This window comes from Microcoleus sp. N9_A1 (assembly GCF_036701795.1).
Lineage (GTDB): Bacteria > Cyanobacteriota > Cyanobacteriia > Cyanobacteriales > Microcoleaceae > Microcoleus.
On sequence record NZ_JAUBRI010000030.1, the window covers coordinates 57745 to 78235 of the forward strand.

Annotated in this window: 9 protein-coding genes; 2 read left to right on the plus strand and 7 right to left on the minus strand. The window is 46.8% G+C overall.

Features of this window, described 5'->3' with window-relative positions; genetic code table 11:
* The 4 genes from QUA58_RS15760 to QUA58_RS15775 all read right to left on the minus strand — a co-directional run.
* Nucleotides 1–2180, minus strand: a 2180-nt coding sequence (locus QUA58_RS15760) for a DUF4347 domain-containing protein (protein WP_333394766.1), incomplete at its 3' end; no start/stop codon positions are given.
* A 778-nt stretch (nucleotides 2181–2958) separates the two neighbouring features.
* Entirely contained in the window at nucleotides 2959–3363 is a 405-nt protein-coding gene (locus tag QUA58_RS15765; protein ID WP_333394767.1) for a hypothetical protein, read from the minus strand.
* Nucleotides 3364–3481: 118 nt separating this feature from the next.
* Nucleotides 3482–3655, minus strand: a complete 174-nt coding sequence (locus tag QUA58_RS15770; RefSeq protein WP_333251389.1) for a hypothetical protein — start codon at nucleotides 3653–3655, stop codon at nucleotides 3482–3484.
* A 68-nt stretch (nucleotides 3656–3723) separates the two neighbouring features.
* Nucleotides 3724–5211, minus strand: a complete 1488-nt coding sequence (locus QUA58_RS15775; protein ID WP_333394768.1) for a hypothetical protein — start codon at nucleotides 5209–5211, stop codon at nucleotides 3724–3726.
* A gap of 74 nt (nucleotides 5212–5285) precedes the next feature.
* On the opposite strand from QUA58_RS15775, the gene QUA58_RS15780 reads away from it, so the two are divergent.
* Entirely contained in the window at nucleotides 5286–6947 is a 1662-nt protein-coding gene (locus QUA58_RS15780) for a glycosyltransferase family 39 protein (RefSeq protein ID WP_333394769.1), read from the plus strand.
* An 803-nt stretch (nucleotides 6948–7750) separates the two neighbouring features.
* On the opposite strand, the gene QUA58_RS15785 is transcribed toward QUA58_RS15780, so the two are convergent.
* Nucleotides 7751–12319 (minus strand): response regulator, encoded by a 4569-nt coding sequence (locus QUA58_RS15785; protein WP_333394771.1) that lies wholly within the window; start codon nucleotides 12317–12319, stop codon nucleotides 7751–7753.
* 958 nt (nucleotides 12320–13277) lie between these two features.
* Nucleotides 13278–16379, minus strand: a complete 3102-nt coding sequence (locus QUA58_RS15790; RefSeq protein WP_333394772.1) for an MFS transporter — start codon at nucleotides 16377–16379, stop codon at nucleotides 13278–13280.
* Nucleotides 16380–16778: 399 nt separating this feature from the next.
* Here QUA58_RS15790 and QUA58_RS15795 point away from each other — a divergent pair, with 399 nt between their 5' ends.
* Nucleotides 16779–18173: a 2-polyprenyl-6-methoxyphenol hydroxylase-like oxidoreductase gene (locus QUA58_RS15795; protein WP_333394773.1), complete on the plus strand. Its 1395-nt coding sequence runs from the start codon at nucleotides 16779–16781 to the stop codon at nucleotides 18171–18173.
* 105 nt (nucleotides 18174–18278) lie between these two features.
* Here the strand turns inward: QUA58_RS15795 and QUA58_RS15800 are convergent, their stop codons facing one another.
* Nucleotides 18279–20411 (minus strand): choice-of-anchor D domain-containing protein, encoded by a 2133-nt coding sequence (locus tag QUA58_RS15800; protein ID WP_333394774.1) that lies wholly within the window; start codon nucleotides 20409–20411, stop codon nucleotides 18279–18281.
* Nucleotides 20412–20491 lie beyond the last annotated feature (80 nt).

Genomic DNA, 20491 nt, shown 5'->3' on the forward strand with positions numbered 1-20491 from the left:
GTGGGAGTTGGAGTTGGCGCCGGTGTCGGTGTCGGGGTTGGCGCCGGAGTCGGTGTTGGCACTGGGACGACACTACCTCCCAATTCAAAAGATCCACTGTCCACGATCGCACCTGGGATGCTATCACCATCTTGAGGGCGAGTCTGGCCGCGCTGATCCGTAGCTGGTGCGCCGCTTGGTACTCCTTTGTCAATGGCCGGACTTCCTGTCAGCAGAGGCCTTACGAAAGCGCCGTTGATGTTTTGCAAAGGGCCGAGTAAGGGATCTGCGATCGTAATGCTTGCCGTCGCATTGTAATCGTTGAAGTTAGTGGTTTTTTTGACAGGCCACTGAAAATTGCCACCTTGGTCAGTTAGTTCGCTGCTGGTGTGCTGCTGAATGCCAAACTCATTCCCCGCCGTGTTGTTAGAAAAAATCGTGTTCTTGACGCTGACAGGCTTTCCTTCCGCAGCCGAGATGCCTCCGCCCACCCAACGGGCGGAATTATCGGCAATGGTGGTGTTGACGATGGTTGTGGGGGAATAAAGAGCCATTGCACCACCGACATTGCCGTAAAAGTCGGTAGTCCCAGTAACTTGGTTGCCAGAAAAGGTGCTGTTGGTAATGGTGGTAGGCGCATCCATGATCCACATTGCGCCACCTTGACCGGGGGCTTTGTTGCCAGCAAAGGTGGTGTTGGAGACAGTAAGTCCTTTGTTGAGGCCGTTGCTCAAGTTTACTAACCCGCCTCCAACTCCGTTGTTGCCACCGGAAAGCGACAGAATTTCGTTGTTTTGGAAGGTGCTGTCTGCAATACTTACGCTGTCTTGGGTGCCGGTAAACAGATAAGCGGCTCCGCCTTCGCCTCGCCCTTTGTTGTCTTGAAATACACTTTTGGTGATCTTAATTGTGCCGGAAGCTTCGCTGGGATTGCTGGCTCGATCGGTATAAAGTGCGCCGCCGAAACCTCTTAAGAAATCATTGGGCTGACCTGTGGCGAAAGTGGCTGCGGTGGTATCGTTGCCGATGAATCGGGAGTTGTCAATTGTCAGCTTACCTTGAAGGCTGTTAATTGCCCCGCCGTTAATTCCTTTGTTGTTCGTGAAGTCGCTGTTGGTGACTGTAAAAGTTTTGAAACTCAAAAAGCCGATCGCACCTGCACCGCGTTCATCGTTAGCTGCGGTGGCTACGTTGCCGTTGAATTTACTGTTTGTAACAGTCAGGGTATTGTTGAAATTACCGAAAATTGCGCCACCACCTTGATCGGCGACGTTGTTGTTGAACTGAACGTTTTCTACGGTGAGGTTTACTTCGTCGGTTGTGCCGATCGCGCCACCTCGATCGGTAGTTTTGCCGTTAGTAATAATCAGGTTTTTGACCACAAAATTAGTAGCAGTTGCAACGTTGGCATTGACAAAAAAGGCGCGGGATGCGTTGTTGCCACTGATGGTTAAACCCGCTGCTGCTGCGCCGTCAATCGTGATGTTTTTGCCAACGGGAATATCGAGTTGACCGCTGGTGAGGGTAATGGTTTGGCTGGCTAAACCTGGAGCGAAGGTAATGATATCGCCGGCAACAGCCGTGGCGATCGCAGCCCTTAATGAACCCGGCCCGCTATCGCTATTGTTGGCTACTACGATCGTAGCTAAATCACCTTGGTAACTTGCCATAGCCTCTGGCTGCAAGGCTAAGGGAGATTCAATTTTGCCCTTAGCAAATTCTAAATTCCAGTCGCCGCCACGGCCGGTTGTGTTGGTGGATGCCGCAACGTCAGCCCCGGTTAATTGACTGAATCGAGCGACGAAATTAGCACCTGTACCGCCTGCTACATCGCAGCCGTACAGCATGATGTCTGCTTGGGGGGCTAGTGAAGTTTGCCACTTTTCCAACTGGCTTTTGTATTGCTCTATATTATCTGAACCCAGAGCGGTATTGCCTAATTGTAGGCTGCCAGAACTGCCGTGAGAAATAATGTGAACCGAGTCTATCGCCCCCTTAGTAGAGGCGTATTTTTCCATCTCCGAGGTGATTTGTTCGATGCCGTTTTTGGCGCGGTCGAGTATTACTACCTGCTGTCCCGGCAGCACTCCCGCTGTAATTGACTCGTAATCTTCCACGCCGGAGTCAATGAAGACTAAGGAGCGCAGTGGCAGTTTTTCAAAAGAAGATTGTGAGTTAACTTGAGCGAATGTAGAACTCATATTGGAGACTCCATTAAGGGCATTATTAGTAGATACACCCTAGAGTAACCTCATCAGACTTGTTTGATTATATCTTAACACTAAATTGGGAGATAGTGCACTTTTTTCAAAACTTTTATTAATTTATTCTTATCATATTTATCGGTTGCACCCTGACCACAATAGAAATTTAGACCTCTACCGCTGGGAATATATTACAACACTTATTGCGAATATTCAAAGAAATCAATCTAGGTTCTACCATCCAAATTTTTTCGACCTTATTTGGCTAACAGTAGCGGGAGTTCAGGTATTCGGAAATGCTGGGTAATTCCCCGAAGAATAACTCCTATTAATTATATTTAGTAGTTTTTATTTGAGTGTGATATTTTACGTATAGGCACAATGCACTACAGTTTTCCTAGCTATATTTCATCTAACAAAAAACTGAATTATGTAGATTTTGAATAATTCTATATGCTTTGAAGTTGCTAGGTTTGCGATACATCCAAATACTTATTACCCGGAAGGTTGCGTCGTATTTACTAACACTCAAAACAGTCTGATATTAAGTGGAACCCATGGCTATAAATCAATTGGCTTATGGGGTGCTACCGACACTGTGAGGATTGTCATCCTCACTACAAACGTGATTCAAATTATTCAGCGGGAGTTTATCTGATTGCAGGTTGAGTCAGATCAAATCGTTGATTGCGATCGCGCCTGCCTCCCTAATTAAAATTGTATTCGGGTCCAGTCGCCCTCGGTACGTTCCACACCCTCCATTAAATCACTCTCCTTAATTAGCAAACAGTCGATCGCTCCCACCGCCGTTGCTGAGTGTATCACTATATCGATCGGCATAACACGAACCAACTCCGTTGTTTTGAGTCATAGAGGTATGCGATTTTGGCAATTGACTTTTGTATTGTTCGAGGTAATCTGAACTGAGGATAAAAAAGCCTAATTGCAGATTGCCGAAGCTGCGATCAGAAGTCAATCCAACTTTGTCAATCTCTCTAAGGATAGAGGCAGATTTTTGAAGTGCGGAGGTCATTTTCTCAATGCACTCAGATTCCCCAGCCAAAATTCTGGAAACAAAATATCCACCTTCATTGATGCTGGAGTCCTTGAATACAAAGCTTTTGGATGGGGGAGTTGGGTATTCCGAGGCGCGAGTCGTTTCGCTTAAAGAAGTCAACATATTCCGTCCTCCAAAAGTGAGTTGAGCGGTAGATACAGCCTTGGATTCAGAGTTTCTGAAACTGCCAGCGACCTTGTTTATTTTGCTGATTATTATTTAACCTATCTATCAGTTTCGCCTATTTCTGCTGCACTGCCATCCGCGATCGCACGGAATTTATATTCTGCGTGTTTTCCCTTACTTCCGGCCAACGCGTAATTACCGATCGATCCGATATCCTATCCGTGATACCACTTTTAACAAAAAATCCAACTGTCAGCCGGTGCTTCAAACCTCGATAGTCTTCAGTCATTCCCCTAGCTAAAATCTAAAATCTAAAAGGGTATGACAGTTAGTTAACTGGCCTCGCAACTGCACCGATCAAAATTCTGTGGAAGATGGGGGTTTTTTCCCTGCATTGCGAATATTAATAATCTTGTTGAGCGCCTCAAACCAAAAAGCAGCCCCCATAGAAATAGCTACGCCGCTCAATATCCAACCAAACAATTTTGCAATCAAAGCCAGCCACAATAAATTCCCCTGCTTATCTCGTTCTAAGCTGTTCTGTTCGCTCCATCCAAAAGGCAGAGCTACCTGATCCAAAGCTCGATCGACATCCTGTTGAACTTTTGTCAGACTGGTTAAATTATTTGATTGAGTCTTAGCATTGTTTGTCACCAACTGCTGAGCGTACAAATTCACAGTCGATCGCAACATCGAATCCTTCGACAACCGATTAATAATATGAATGCTATCAGCATTAGCAGCGACAGCGATCGCAGTTCCGAGCAAAATCGCCACCCCTCTGGCATTCCGCTTGTAAACGCCAGAAGCACGCTCCATCGATTGGTCAAACCAAATTTCAATTTCTTTCTGAAAACGCTGCAACTGCTCTTGAGTATCTCCGCCGCTTTTTTCAGCGCGCTGCGCTAAAATATAAAGGCTGCGTTTCAAAGATTCTGGCATACTGTCCAAGGTTTCTTGAATTTGTTGATAAATTGGACTCTCCTCTTTTAGTTCCATAATTTCTGCTACCGTATCTTGACTTTTTTTAACAGTATTTAACAGATTGCTGAAACTCGGTTGCAGTTGCCCCAGCAGCGCCACCCGCTCAATTTTGCTGTCAAAACGAGCCTTGACAAATGCCATCTGCCTCTGAAATTCTCTCCCTGCTAGCTCGGTTTCTGGTAGATAAACCTGAGAATCATTAATATAAAATCCTAGCTTTTCCGACATCCGATCTAAGCTGTTGTTCAAACTTGCTAAATTGTTTTGATAATCTTCAGCAACTCGATCGAACTCCGCCGTTAACCACCTAAATTCTTGCTCAATAATCGGTTTAGTAGCATCCGGCAAACTCAGATTGTCTCCAATTTGTTGAATTTGTGCTAATTGTAAATCTTTAAATCTTTCCAATCGGGTTTTAGAGATAGAGCTGAGCAAACTAGAAACCTTTAAAGTCTCCAAAAGGCTAGCCGAAAAACACTCGGCTGGAATATAAGAAGGGCCACTAGATTTATTGCCGAAAACATTTTTAGTACCCGTAACTCCGTGGTACAAATCCCCCATGCGGTGCGTAACAGAGCGGAATCCCTCTGATACAAGCCCTTTCGCTCCCTGATTCAAATCTTTGATAATCGGATTGGCGTAAATCGAATGAGCCAAATGTCCGACTCGCTTAAATTGCAGGGGATCTTTCGCGCCTTCGCTGCCTCCAGAAATCAGCACTTCGATCGACTTCTTTAAATGTTCCGCCCGCCACTGCCAAACAGTAGCAATCAGTTCCTGAATTTCCGAAGCTAGCAAGCTTAAAGTCAGGTAGATAAAGACTAAGCCAATGATAATATCTATAATTACAGGCAAGTTCATGGTATTTTCCTAGTTGCAAATAACTGCTGTCTAAGTTTACCTGCAGTTTGGGACGCTCAAAACTCTCTTAACTTATGTCAGAAATCTTTCCATTCCTGGGCCACAAACTGAAAAATCGCTGGAATGACAGCTTTACAGACAAAGTGTGGATGCTGGCTTTTCTGTTGGCTGCAGTGCTGATTTTCGGGCTGAATCTGGGCGGCGTGGCTTTGCGGGATTGGGATGAAGGCATTGCAGCGCAGGTAAGTCGCGAAATTTGGCGCGGCAACTTAAATTGGCTGTATCCGACGATCGACTCTATGCCTTATTTCAACAAACCGCCGCTGGTACACTGGCTAATCGGGCTGTGTTTTGCGGCAGGCGGTGTCAGTGAATTCACGGCGAGGTTGGTACCGGCGATGCTGACAGCCACTTCAGTGCCCCTGCTTTACGCCATTGGCAGGGAGTTGTTTCCCAGACGGTCGATCGCCATTTTTTCTGCCCTCGTTTATCTGACGGTGTTACCAGTGGTGCGACATGGACGTTTGGCGATGTTGGATGGAGCGGTTTTGTGTTTTTTGCTGGGGGCGATGTGGTGTTTGCTACGATCGCGCCGCGACTTGCGCTACGCTTTGGGGGCGGGGATTGGGTTCGGACTCATTTGCCTGACTAAGGGCGTCATGTTGGGGCTGCTGCTGGCTGCTGTTGGCTGTATTTTTTTGGTTTGGGATACCCCGCGACTCCTTACTTCTGGCTATCTTTGGGGCGGATTGGCGATCGGAACATTGCCAGTAGCGGCTTGGTATTTTGCCCAATGGCTGCACTACGGCCAATATTTCATCCACGCTAATTTAGTTAACGAATCTTTCCGACGCATTTCGGAACCTGTGAGCAGTCACAAAGGCCCGCCCTGGTACTATATTTTAGAAATTTTAAAATTAGCTTGGCCGTGGCAGTTATTTTATCTGCAAGGGCTGCGTTTGAGTTGGGAAAATCGCAATTTTCCAGGGCCAAAATTAGTATTGGTTTGGAGTGGAGTATATCTGCTGGCTATTTCTGTGATGACTACTAAATTGCCGTGGTATGTTTTGCCAATTTATCCAGCTTTTGCTCTTGCCGTTGGCAGTTATCTCGCTGAAGTTTGGGAGCAACTGTGGCTGCCGCCAGAGCCGATTAAAGAGAAAGCAGAAGAACATTTTGATGCTATTTCTTTGTTGCCTCATCCCGCGATTTTCGCAGTGCTGGCTGTACTTGGTGTTGTCGGCTGCATTTACTTCAGTGGCTTAGTGCAAATTGGGAAATACATTGTGCCGATCGAGCGAGATTTGCAGTTAATGCTGATATTTGTAGCTTTAACAATGACACTGGTGGCCGTGTTGCTGCACCGCAAAGATCGGCAGTTTATATTAGTTTTAATTTGGGGAACTTACCTGACGCTGTTGGTATTGGTGGCTTCAGATAACTGGGTTTGGGAACTGGCGGAGGATTATCCTGTGAAGCCGATCGCCGAAATTGTCCGCACAGGAACTCCGGCCGGTCAACAAGTGTTTACTTCTCACCGCTTGGGCCGTCCCTCGCTGAATTTTTACAGTGAACGCCAAGTTATTGTCGCCGACGCGCCGACGCTCAAACAGAAATGGCAAACTCTTTCTCAACCTTATTTTCTGTTAGAAAAACCAGTTTTAAAACATCTAGATTTGCAGAATGCTGAGATTGTCAAAACAGCGGATGATTGGGTTTTGGTAACACGAAAATAAGTTTGCCAGTCACAAACCCGGTTTTTTACCAGAAAATTTGATTGCAGCACACAAAAACCATCAAAAACCCGGTTTATTGGGTTTTGATGCGTCCTGGACTGAATATTTAACATGATTATTTCCGGGGCAGTGGTGAGGATTAGGGAACCACTTACATTTAATTATTCCACCGGATAGCTTTTCTAACTTAGCAGGAGTGTGCCCTGCCCCGAATATATCGAGGTTGAGATTGAGGGCTACTTTCGCAGCGTAAGCAAGGTAAAAAGTACAAGGTATTGATACAGAGAATATTACTATTTTAGCAATTAGATTGTAATCCATAATATGTATGTCGTTGGTTTTTGTTTGGTTCAATAGTTTCAGGACAAAGGCTTTATTCATATCAAATTTAACGGCTAATATCAATTCCGGTTACACTCCTTATGATAGAGAGGAGACGGCTTGACCTTTGTCCCTATCCAAAATAACATTGTAGGGACAAAGGCCAAGCCGTCTCCTAATTTTGGCTGCTAATAATTCCGATGCAACCGGAAACGATATATTTTCCCAATCTGTAGCGCGTTGCTCTGAGGATTTAACTATTTTTTTATTCGTATCGAGCGCATCATATCAAATCCTCTCTTCATCGGAATAGTAAATTCACTGTTGACTGTTGACTGTTGACTGTTAACTGTTAACTGTTAACAGTTAACATCATGAGGAGTGCAACCGGAATTGATATCAGGATTCATTTTTTTGGTGGCCGCTACTGCATACATTATGCCTGGAATATGCTATGTAATTTGTTAATTATCATTTGTTAATTATTCTGTGATTGTCTCGCTGTACAGCCTTTCTATTTTCAACGCCGTTTCAACTCTTTGATACTCGGCCTCAACCTGTTCTAAAAGCGCGCAGACCGGATCAGATAAAGGCTTGTTCGCCTCTGTTCCCATGCGGCCCATGATTTCGAGTTCCTCGCACAGCTCAAACAAGCGAAAAGCACCGAGAGTACCGCTAATCGACTTTAAAGAGTGAGCCGATCGCCGCAAAGCCAGCGGATCGGCGTTGCACAGAGCCATAGAGATGCCTCGCAGCAGTTCGGGAGCTGTTTCGAGGTAAATCTCGATCGCCTCGTCCAAAGCTTCCACTTCTCGCAGTCCCTCTATAATCTTGGGACTCAGGGAATCGCCACTCTCTGACAAAGCCCGATCGAGATTTGATGCACCCCAATCGACGACGGCCGGCGAATTGGGAATGGTGAGTTGTTGATTTCCTGCAATACCCACATTCGATCGCACTTGTAATTCACTCGTTCCTGCGATCTGTGCCGCCGGGGCATCCAAACAAACGATCGGCTGCAGACGATCGAATGCGGAGTTTGATCGAGATTTACACGCGATCAAAGCTCGCACCAACTGCTCAATGGCGATCGGCTTGCTCAAATAGTCGTCCATCCCGGCAGCCATACACTCTTCGCGATCGCCCTGCATCGCATTTGCCGTCATTGCCACAATCCAAGGCCTTGTCGATTTTCGATTTTCGATTTTTGATTTTCGATTGTTAGATTCCTCGTCAGTCAATTTGGGATTTTCGATTCGGGATTTTCGATTGTTAGATTGCTCATCAGTTGCGGAAACTTCTGATTCTCCCGTGGGATTTTTGGTCGAGTCTAGATTATGAGATTGCTCATTTGTTACGGAAACCTCTGATTCTCCCGTGGGATTTTCTAAAGTTAAATCTGCTAAAAATTGCTCGCGGATGTGGCGGGTAGTTTCCAGTCCGTCCATTTCCGGCATTTGCACATCCATCAGCACCACATCGTAAGGCTGGCGGCGCAAAGCTTCGAGCACTTCGATACCGTTTCCCGCCACATCCGCGCGATACCCCATCCGCTGTAAAATTTGCAAAGCCACCTTCTGATTCACCAAATGATCGTCAGCCAACAGAATCCGCAGAGGTAAGTTCTCAGCCAGCATGGGTATGCTTTGCAAGAAAGCCCCGCTGGTGCGCTGCCCTTTAAATTCCGTTGTCTGTTCTCCAAAAATATTGATTAAAACATTGTAAAGCTGAGATTGTTTGATGGGTTTATTCAAAAAAGCAGCAAAATCCATCTCCATAGCAGGAGAGTTAATTTCTTGCCTGCCGATCGAAGTTAGCATCACTAACGGCAACTTTTCGCAATCAGGGTACCGGCGAATTTGCGCCGCTAAAGCTAACCCGTCCATTTCCGGCATTTGCATATCCAAAACTGCCAAATCAAACATCTCTTTAGCAGCCAGCCAATCTAAAGCCAAACGAGCCGAAGCTGAAGCCCTAGCCACCATTCCCCAAGACTGAGCTTGGAGAGTCAAAATTCTGCGGTTGGTAGCATTGTCATCGACAATTAAGACTCGCTTGCCAGCTAATTCAGGTTGAGAATTGCTCAAGTTAAGTGGTAAGGAATTCTTGCAGCCAGAAACGATCGTACTAAAATAAAAAGTAGAGCCAACAGATTTCGTATTTTGGCCGATCGGCTTGTTGCTGAGTACAGATTTGCCATAGCTATATTTTTCGGCTATTTCGCAAGATTCCGCCCATCCCAAATCAAAAACTGCCGATGATCTAAAATCGGCAGGAGGATTGCCCGCGACACTACCCATACTTTCCACCCACATCCGGCCGCCCATCATTTCGGCCAAACGCTTGCTAATTGCCAAACCCAATCCGGTACCGCCGTACTGCCGGCTCGTTGAAGAATCAACCTGACTGAAAGATTTAAATAGCCGATCCATGCGATCGCTCGGAATGCCGATACCGGTATCTTTGACCGCAAAATGTATTTCGTATGCTGGGTTAATTGCTACCGGTTCGCCAGCAATTAATGGCGGTTCTTTAGCGTTAGCCGCCGGCACTGAAATCTTTTTGGCAGTCACCGAAACCACCACTTCTCCAGCGTCGGTAAATTTAACAGCATTACTGAGCAAGTTGATTAAAATTTGCCTCAAGCGGGTGCTATCGCCGATCGCCGTTGCGGGTACTGTACGATCGATCAAGTAACCCACTTCCAGTTTTTTTTCTGCCGCCTTAGCAGCTACCAAGTCTAGAGATTCCTCAATGCAAGTGCGGATGTCAAACGGATGTTTCTCCAAGTCCAATTTGCCCGACTCAATTTTCGAGAAATCTAGAATATCGTTGATCAGCGTCAGCAAAGCATCGCCGCTGCTGCGGATAGTTTCTACAAAATCGCGCTGTTCGCGAGTTAAGGGGGTATCCAGCAGCAAACCGGTCATGCCGATGACTCCATTCATCGGAGTGCGAATTTCGTGGCTCATGGTGGCTAAAAATTCGCTTTTGGCTCTAGTAGCCGCCAGTGCTTGATCGCGAGCTTTTGCCAAATCTACGCCTGTTTGCTGGCGTTCGAGTTCGCTTCCCACCCACTGAGCCATCAGTTTCACCAACTCTCTGTCTACAACTCGGAACGGTTCTGTCACAGGAGTCGGAGAAAAGAAGCACAGAGTGCCGTAAACTTGACCTCCCACCGTGACCGGAATGCCCATGTAAGCTTCGATGGGGAAGGCTCGATCGTCGCTGTTGAAGGAAAAACCCGAAAACCTCACCGACTCAAAGTAAATCGGTTCTTTTGCCATTGCCGTAGCGACGCAGAAGGTTTTTTCCAGATCATAGATTTGGTCTTTGACGATCGACCCGTCGGGACACTCAACAGCCATTATTTGATAGTTGTCGCCTTGAATGCAGGACAAAATTCCCACGGACAGGCGTAACTGCCGACATCCCATTGCCAGAAGTTCTTGGAGGCGCAAATCAAAGGTAGAGAGGCGGTTGAACGGGTCTGTACGGGGAGCCGAAGTCACTTGGTACAAAGCTTTGATTGCAGCTTCGCTTTCTCGCAGTTCTTGTTCTGTTTGCTTCCGCACGCTGATGTCGCGGGAAATGCCGATAATTTCTTGCACTTCGCCGGTTTGGGGATCACTGATCGTGCGGCCGGTGGTTTCAAACCAAATGTATTTGCCGTCTTTGCGGCGGATGCGGTAGCTGACGGTGTAAGTAACTGGAAGCGCCAGAACTTTCCAGTGAGCTTTGGCAATGATTTCTAAATCGTCGGGGTGAAAATAATTGTTGGGGACGCGGCCGATGAGTTCCGAAGGTTCGTATCCCAGCAAAGCCCGGCTGGCTGGCGAGACGTAAATAAACACGCCTTTGGGGTCGTGTCTGGTGATCATGTCGGTTGAGTTTTCGGCCATCAACCGATAGCGGTCTTCGCTTTCATTACGTTCGACTTGAGAATTGCCCAATGCTTCTAGCATTCGGTTGATGGCGTCGGCCAAGCTTGCGAGTTCATCTGCTCCTGCGATATGAACGCGCAAGTCTGGGTCGCCGCTGGCTGCGATGTTGCTGACGCTGGTGCTCAAGGAAGCCAATCTCGCCAAGACTAATTTTTCTAGCAACAGCAGGGTGATGGCGCTAAATATTAAACCTACTGCCAGTATTGATAAGGTAAACAGCTCCAAGGTAGCCTGACCTTGCCCGTAGATGATGCGATCTGTCTCTACTCGCAGCAGCAACGCTAGGTTGCCGTGGATGTCGCGAATTAGGGCGTATCCTGCGACTAAGGTGTCGCTGAGTGGCTCTACTAAAATTTCTACTGATTTGAGGTTGGAAATTTTGAGTTTGACATTTTCCAACTCCTGCCTCGATCGAGCCATCGCCTTGGCGCTGTGCCCGGAGTAGTTCGCGGTTCCCACTTTAAAATCTAAACTTGGCAATCTAAAATCCACTGACAGGTGAGTCAGTTCTGAAAGCAAACCGATTTCGCTGCTGTCGAGGTAGCGTCCCAAGATCAGCGTCCCCCGCGACGGGCCTTGGGCGTTGCTGTTGAAGATGGGCTTGGCGGCAATCAGCAGTCTGGCTTCTGGCAGGGTGAGGACGCCTGTTTTGGGGCCGGGGCGATCGCCATCGACAGTCGATGAGTCTAGTAGCGCCTCGGTCAAGTGCTGTTTTAAGCTTTCGGGAATCGGGATTTCGGTTTTGGATTTCAGGTCGAAACCTTTGCTGAAGATCGTCTTACCGTTGGAGTCCAGCAGCACCAATAAGTTTAGTCTCAAGTAAATAAATGTCGAATCGACGAAATTTGACTTGACAAAATTTTCGTTCCGTGTTGCGACGAAAGAGTAAGTATCGTCCCACTCGGCGTAATCTTGGGCGCTGGTGTCTAAATTCGACAAGTCATCATCTAATGCGTCCAAAGCCCGTGCGACATCCTGGCGGACGTACTGTGCCTCCAGGTTGTGAAAATCATGCAGCAAAATAGTTGATGCAGTGGCATACAGAACCACAATCAGGCTGATCAGCGCTGCACCGATGATTAATAGTGTTTTTTTTCGGAGTTGCATGGCGTCGCCCTCCTCACGGTGTTACTAGGCAACTAGCCAGGAGAGGTTTGAGACGTAGGTTGTTTAGCATTGGCGATCGCAGGGCCTGCGTGTTTGGACTTTTCTGGGCTGACGAAAGCAAAGCCCTTGGTATTTCCAAGGTATCCGGTATGTTGCCCCCCACAGTCAGTGTAGTATTTTCACAGCTTTAGTTCCCTATTATGCACAACCTCTGACCTACAAGTTATAACCTGACGATCGGCATTTTCAAAAGAAACGGGCGATCGAACTCAAAACAGTTTGCGTTTGATACTGACTCCGGCACGGCGGCGGGCGGTTGGTAGAACAGGCGTGCTGGGTTGAGAAGCCTCACTATTATTGTACCTAAAAAATATTGAGGAGAGCGGACTGGCGCGCCTAGTTGGGTCTGCCAAAAAAAGCTCATTTCAATAGCTGTTTTGATTTTTGTCCTTCTCTAGCAATCCTTGCAGGAGTAGTGGAATAAGCCCAAAAGCCTATCTAGCCTAGAAGCTTGAACCGCGTTCAAAAATTGTCATAGCAGAGGAAATGAATATCCGGCGACTTTTCATTTACATCCGGAAATAAAATATACAACAATCAAAAAAATCGGCTTTTCATTTTTCTATTTTGAATTAATCAAAACTGCTAATTAAGATGTATAGACTCACCGTTTCCACAATCTTCAATAACTCGGTAGGAGCGGCTTTATCCATGACATTATTCAACAGTACCAAGAAATTAATACAAACCCGTTCCCACTCCCCGATCAAATCCTTTACTAACATTAGTGCCTGATATCAGTAGAAACTCATATCAGGCACTATCTGCAATCCTTGCAGGAGTCGTAAACTTTTTATCCCACCCCAACCCTCCCCTTATCAAGGGGAGGGAGTAAGAAATTCACAAATGATGCGAGGATTGATATATCTGCAATCCGATCGCGCAAATTGACTCTTTTTTATCGGATGACGGCTAAAGCACCAGCGCCCGCAGCCGCAAAGGCCGAGGAAAGAGCGGTGAAAAACAGCCACCAAGAGGCAACTTCCGCTGCTTTCCGAGTTTCTTCAGCTTGTTTTTCGGCTTGCACTTTAATGCTTTCGAGGCGAAGCTGCGCTTCTTGCTGCAAGCGTTCGGCTCTTTGCAAGACGGTGTTGCGGCTTCTTTCAATTTGGTCGATCAAGCGGTTGGCATCTGCTTCGGAAATGTCCTCGCGCGAACTCATTAGTGCTACTAAAGTATCGCGGTTGAAATGACCCAGCCGATCGCGCAAAGCATCAAATCCGGCTTGCGGATCGTCAAATAACTTCCGCACGTCCCGCGTAATCCCTTCATAGTTGAGTTCAGGGCGATCGAGCGAATTGAGGTAATCCCGAACTTTTCCGAGAATCCCGTCAATTACCGACTGAATACCCTCCTGTATTTTCTGAATTTGCAGTGCGAATTCATCGCGCACCGACAAAATTCCATCGACAATACGATTGGCTTCTGCTTCAGAAATATCCTGCCGCTGAGACAGCAGAGAAACAACTGTAGCTCGATCGATGTGCGACAAGCGCTCGCCCAAACTGTAAGCGCCGACTTTCGGGTCGTGCAGCAGTAGTTGCAAGTCGCGCTTGATGGCTTCGGGATTTAATTCATCCTTGCCTGTATTACGCAAATAATCTTGTAAAACACTCTGAAAATCCTGCACTTGGCTTTGCATCCGCTTTGCCAAACGGCGCGGCGCTTTCACAATCGATCCCAGGGTTTCCTGCACTTGGTCGATAATTTGATTGACTTGTTCCTCGGTCAAATCTTGTCTCTGAGAAAGCAGTTTGACCAAAGTATCGCGATCGACATGAGACAGGCGGCCGCGCAGTGCTAAAGCCCCTTCTTTGGGATTTTCCATCAGTTTCGTCAAATCGCGCTGAATCCCTTCAGGATTGAGTTCTGATTTGCCAGTATTGCGGAGGTAATCTGCCAGGGCGGTTGTGGTTTGGTCGTACTGATCCTTAGCTTTTTCTGCCAGTTGTTGCGGCGCGTGCAGCACACTGTGCCAATTTTCTTCGGCGCTGTCGATAAGCTGATTTACTTGGTCTTCGCTGAGGTCTTTCCGCTGAGATAGCAATTGTACCAAAGTTTCGCGATCGAACCTCGAAGCTCTAGCTCTCAGGGCCCACATTCCCGCTTCTGGGTTATCCAGCAGCGTTTTCAAATCGCGCTTGATGCCTTCGGGATTGAGTTCTTCTTTGCCCGTAGACTTCAAGTATTCTTGTACTCTTTGCCACTGGTTATCTACTCGGGCTTGCGCTGCTTCTTGCAGACCTTTAGCATCTGCTAAAACTACATCTCGCGTCCTGTCTAACTCTTGAACAATCTGTTCTACTTCCTGGAATCCGAAGTTTTCGCGGCCTCGGAGAATTTGCACAAAACTGTCGCGGGTGTAAGGAGAAAGCCGATCGCGCAACTGTTCGTCACTAGCGTCGGAATCCTCTAAGATTTTTTTGAAATCGCTCCCGATACCTGCTGCTGTCAGTTCCTCTTTCGGCGTCAGCTTCAAATAAGTTTCCACCCGCCACTGCAAATCGCGAGCTTTTTCTTGCTCCTCGGCAAAGATCACGGTTTGTAAAACGCGCTGTCTAATTGCTTCTAATTCCTGGGAAATTTGTTTAATTTTGTCTTGGGTAAAAACACCTCTACTAGCCAGGATTTCGGCAAAATTAGACTGTTTTAGTTTTTCTAATTCGCGGCGCACAGTTCCCGGATCGGCTGTCGGATCGTAGAGAACGTCCCGAAATTCGCGCTCGATGGCTTGGGGGTTCATCTGCCAGGAATAAGTGTTGAGTAGGTAGTTTTCTACATCCGCACGAATTGGGCTGTAAGTTACGGGTTCGCCTTTGACTTGAGCGGTAATTTTATCACTTTGCTGGGTAACTTTGTCTTTAGCTGTTTTGAGCTGACCGACTACTTTTTCTACATCGAAATCGGAAATATCCGTGCGACCCAATACTATTCCCATTAAAGCATTGACTGCCATTGTCGTTGCTTGGGTCATCATTGTCGGGCTTTCTCCCGAATTTTGAACGCCCAGAGTGCTGAGGGCTTTTTCTACCCTACTTCCCAATTTATCTGAGACCAAATCTCCCGATTTAGCAGATTTGAGATAGTCTACTAATTGGGCGATGCCGTCTGATTGCTGCCCTTGTTTTCCTACTTGTTTCCAAGCATCTTGAAGTTGGTCTACAATCCGGTTTACGTCGCGTTTTGATAAGTCCGATCGCGAACTTACTAAATCTACGAGAGTTTGCCGATCGAGATTCGGCAAATTTTCGGCTGCAATGGTTTTTAGTTGCGGATCATTAAGCAATTTTTCAAACTCGCTACGCATCCCTTTGATGTCTAATTCTGGCGGTTTGAGGCTTTGGATGTACTCTTCGACGTTTTCGCGCAAGCTTGTGGGGTCGATCGCGCTACCCAGTTCATGGCCCACTGCTGCTGCTGCTGCTTTGGCTGTGGCGACGACTTGGTTGCTAGCTGCTTTGGCGCCGATGGCCGAGGCTGCGGTGCCGACAATGGCTTGAAAGCCTGATGTGGCGGTGTTGACGACGGAACCAATCAAGGAACCGACGGTGGTGGAGCTCACCCAGACAAGCATTGAGAAATAGGTTGCCCACACGACTAAACCGACGATCGCACCTAAACCGGGACTGCTAATCAAGCTGAGCTTAACTGCTAGCAAGCAAGCAAAGAATAGGGCAATGGTAACGGTAATTAGCGTCCAAGTGCCTACTTTTCGGCCGATGTGGCGGACTGGGGGGCTGCCGCTATCCGAGTGGTTGTCGTCGTCGTGGGATTGTCCCATGTACGAAAGGCCGGCTGCTACTGATAAATTTGTTAGCAAGAGTTGGAAAGCGCAGGCGAGTACCACTCCAGCTATCAAGGCGATAAAAAATTGCGGCCCGGAATAGAGGAGTGCTGCGTCTTCTACTGTGGTTGTGGTTGTAGTCTGTTCTACTGGCACTTGGGCCAGCCAGAACCCGATGTTATACATTCCTGGATTTATTTGCCAATTTTGATACATAGTATATGCCTCGTTAAAGGGTGGGTGCGCGCGATCGTTGGCGCAAGTTAACCAATGTATAGTTTTAGACTCATGCCCCCAATGGCAAGTATCGCCTTATTGACGAGCTAAAGCATCCCCCTACAGTTGGAAGTGGAAAAATATGTCTGTGGTCGGCTATCACTTTAGGCATATTTATGCTATGTAAATTGGCAGTTGTCAAGTTGTTAATTCTGAGTTATGAGTAAGGTGCGCTGCGGGGCACCCGAGATAGATGGTAGTAATGGTAAGTCTGACTAAAATAATCGCAGAGGAAAATCTTTTGTCGATCAATATTAAGAGTCGGCACAGAAGCCCAGACAAATTGTTCCCAATTTATCAACCAATGCCATAGCAAATTAGCTTTGAAGGGATTCGATAGTGCAGCGAGAAAGTCATGCAATTATTATTGGCGGCAGTTTAGCAGGACTGTTGGCCTCTAGAGTATTAGCAAAACACTTCGACCGAGTAAGTATTGTTGAACGAGATTTTTTTCCAGAAAAACCCGCGCCTCGCCCCGGTATTCCTCAATCCTGTCACCTTCACATCCTTTTAAATCGGGGGAAAATGATCCTAGAAGAGTTTTTTCCTGGCTTGGAAAACGAACTGGTAGCTGCTGGTGCTCCTAGTTTAGATCCAAGGTCGATCGGGTGGTTTAGTCCGGCGGGTTGGGCTCCGCAATTTAGCCCGGATTTAAATGATTTAATTATGTTCAGTCGGGATTTACTTGATTGGCACATTCGCCGCCGCTTGGCTGAAAATACGAACGTGCATTTCCTTGAAGGAGGCACAGTAACGGGGTTTCTGGCGAATGCCTCGCGCGCTGAGATTACTGGGGTGTCGGTGCGTTTTCGCGATCGCCACAACCCTGGTAACATCCATACAGAGAATTTGTATGCAGAGTTAGTAGTCGATGCTAGTGGCAAAGTTTCCAAAACACCTCAATGGTTGAAAAGTTTGGGCTGGGAACCTCCGCAAGAAACCGCTATCAATGCTTTTGTCGGCTATGCCAGCCGCATCTATAAATGCAGCGGTAAATTGTCAGACACAGCGCCAGTATTTGTGTCACTAGGACCGCCATTTCGCACCCGTGGCGGTGGAATTTTCCCGATCGAAGGCAATCGCTGGCTGGTGAGTGTCGCCGGGGGCGATCGCGATTATCCCCCCACAGACGAAGCAGGTTTTGTAGAATTTGCCCGCAGTCTGCCAACTCCGATGATTTATGATGCAATTAAAGACGCAGAAGCAATAACACCTATTTATAGTTATCGAGGTACAGAAAACCGTTTGCGACACTACGATCGCCTCCGTCGTCACCCTGAAAACTTAATAATTATCGGTCATGCAGTTTGCGCTTTCAACCCGATATACGGACAGGGAATGACGGTGGCGGCATTGGATGCTCAGATCCTAGATCGATGCCTGCAAAAGCAAAGAGAGCGGTATCCAGAAGGCGATTTAACAGGCTTTGGGCGACAATTTCAACAAAAACTAGCAAAATTACACACTATTCCTTGGACGTTTGCTATCAGTCAGGATTCGCGCTATCCGGGAAGTACAGGTGCAAAACTAAACCTTGCTACGCGGCTGACAATTGATTACATGGATCTAGTGTTAAAAGTGCTGGTCGGAGATACTAAAGTTTGTCAAGCATTTTTGGAAGTTCTGCACATGATTGAGTCGCCGGCTGTACTTTTTCATCCCAGTATTGCGGTTAAGGCGATCGGGCAATTAGTCAGCGGCGGGCAGAAAGTCGAAGGCACAAGGCAAAATTAATAGAAAGACTTGATACGGAATCAGCTTATTTTTGCCTCTTCTATTTTTTCCGCATCAATAGAGATAAACGCAGATAAAATCATATTTATCTGCGTTATTTTAGGTTCAAACAACTCGGAAATCGCTAACACCAATTAGGCTGGCATTGACTCCAGTTAAAGAAGCAACTAATTCTCCACTTCCCTTTAACTTAATCAGCGCGCTGTTATTATCCTGAGTTATTTCTAACTGATTAAAACTCAAGCCTCCAGACAATCCGAGCGAATCTTTACCCTTGACAAAATCAGCAATCAAGTCAAATCCCTGACTAGAATTTAACACAAAAGTGTCATTTCCCAAACCGCCAACTAAACTGTTATTACCCGAACCTCCAAACAAAATATCATTCCCTTCACAACCGAGAAGCGTATCATTACCTAAGTCTCCATAAATCGAATCATTGCCCTTACCTCCGTCAATTAAATCGTTACCTTGACCGCCATAAATGACATTATCTAGCTCACCGCCGCACAAAGTATCATCTCCGAGTTGTCCGAAGAGAGTATCATTACCTTGACTGCCGAGAATTAAATCATCTCCTTTGCCACCGTAAATTAAATCATTTCCTTTGCCGCCGTCGATAAAATCATTGCCTTGATTGCCAAAGATTAAATCATCATCTTCTTTGCCGTTAATTAAATCATTGCCCTGATTTCCAAAGATAACATCTTCACCAAAACCACCAAGAATGATATCGTTTTCTTTGCCCCCAAACAGGATATCGTCTCCTTGATTGCCATCAATGAAATCGTTGCCTTCATTGCCGTTGAAGATATCCTTTAACTCACCGCCAAACAAGTTATCGTTGCCTTCTTTAGCATCGAAGATGTTGGGGTTATTGCTGCCAAAATAAGCCTCGTTTGCGGGAGTCCCAAGCAGCAAATCGGGGCGGCCCTTGATAATGTTATCAATTTGTTGGTTGGGTTGGTTAAGATTGGGATACTCAATTTTGTCGCAAATGCAGTCTGTATCCTCTTGGTTAACAGGCGTTGGAGTTGGTATGGGTGCAGGCGTTGGAGTTGGTATGGGTGCAGGCGTTGGAGTTGGTACGGGTGCAGGCGTTGGAGTTGGTACGGGTGCAGGCGTTGGAGTTGGTACGGGTGCAGGCGTTGGTGTCGGTAAAGGTACAGGTTTTGGTACCGGTGCAGGCGTAGGCGCGGGTACGGGTGCTGGCGCGGGTGCAGGTGCAGGCGCTGGAGTTGCTGTGGCTGTGACTGTGGCTGTAATCGGGAAATTAAAAGGATTTTCATCGCTGTCATTATTGACAAATTGCAACGTACCTGTTTTATTTCCGGCTGTCGCTGTATCTACTTGAACTTGCAGGTTAGCACTCGCACCTGCTGCGAGAGTTGTCGGTAAGTTTCCGACAATGCTAAATCCGGTTGGTAGGGTAGGGTTGCTGAGGTTTAAAGCGGCTGTACCGAGATTTTTGACGGTAAAGGTTTTGTTGAGAGTTGCGCCGATTAATCCACTGCCAAAGTCGATCGTACTTGCAGTACCATCTACTATATCTGTTGTGCCGTCTAATACTTGGATTTCTGGTAATGCTGTGGCTGTGACTGTGGCAGCTATGGGGAAATTAAAGGGATTTTCATCGCTGTCATTATTGACAAATTGCAGCGTACCTGTTTTATTTCCTGCTGCTGCGGTATCTACTTGAAGCTGCAAATTAGCACTCGCGCCGGCGGCTACTGTTGCAGGTAAGGTTCCGACAATGCTAAATCCGGTTGGTAGGGTAAGGTTGCTGAGGTTTAAAGCTGCTGTACCGAGGTTTTTGACGGTAAAGGTTTTGTTGAGGGTGGTGCCAACTATGACGCTGCCAAAGTCGATCACACTTGCAGTACCATCAGCTATATCCGTTGTACCGTCTAATACTTGGATTTCTGGTGCAGCCGTGGCTGTAACTGTGGCTGTAATCGGGAAATTAAAAGGATTTTCATCGCTGTCATTATTGACAAATTGCAACGTACCTGTTTTATTTCCGGCTGTCGCTGTATCTACTTGAACTTGCAGGTTAGCACTCGCACCTCCTGCGACACTTGCAGGTAAGTTTCCAACTAAGCTAAATCCTGTGGGTAAAGTCAGGTTGCTGAGACTTAAAGCGACTGTACCGAGATTTTTTACGGTAAAGGTTTTGTTGAGAGTTGCGCCGATTAATCCACTACCAAAGTCGATCGTACTTGTAGTACCATCAACTATATCTGCTGTCGGGGCGACAAGTCACCTATAACGCTGATAGAATAAGCCTCATAGCTCTTATGCCTTGTTGATAATTAGGT

Bases quoted from the DNA above. Each gene is read 5' to 3' on its own strand.
- QUA58_RS15765 (WP_333394767.1), bottom strand. From the start codon at position 3,363: ATGTTGACTTCTTTAAGCGAAACGACTCGCGCCTCGGAATACCCAACT.
- QUA58_RS15770 (WP_333251389.1), bottom strand. From the start codon at position 3,655: ATGACTGAAGACTATCGAGGTTTGAAGCACCGGCTGACAGTTGGATTT.
- QUA58_RS15775 (WP_333394768.1), bottom strand. From the start codon at position 5,211: ATGAACTTGCCTGTAATTATAGATATTATCATTGGCTTAGTCTTTATC.
- QUA58_RS15780 (WP_333394769.1), top strand. From the start codon at position 5,286: ATGTCAGAAATCTTTCCATTCCTGGGCCACAAACTGAAAAATCGCTGG.
- QUA58_RS15785 (WP_333394771.1), bottom strand. From the start codon at position 12,319: ATGCAACTCCGAAAAAAAACACTATTAATCATCGGTGCAGCGCTGATC.
- QUA58_RS15790 (WP_333394772.1), bottom strand. From the start codon at position 16,379: ATGTATCAAAATTGGCAAATAAATCCAGGAATGTATAACATCGGGTTC.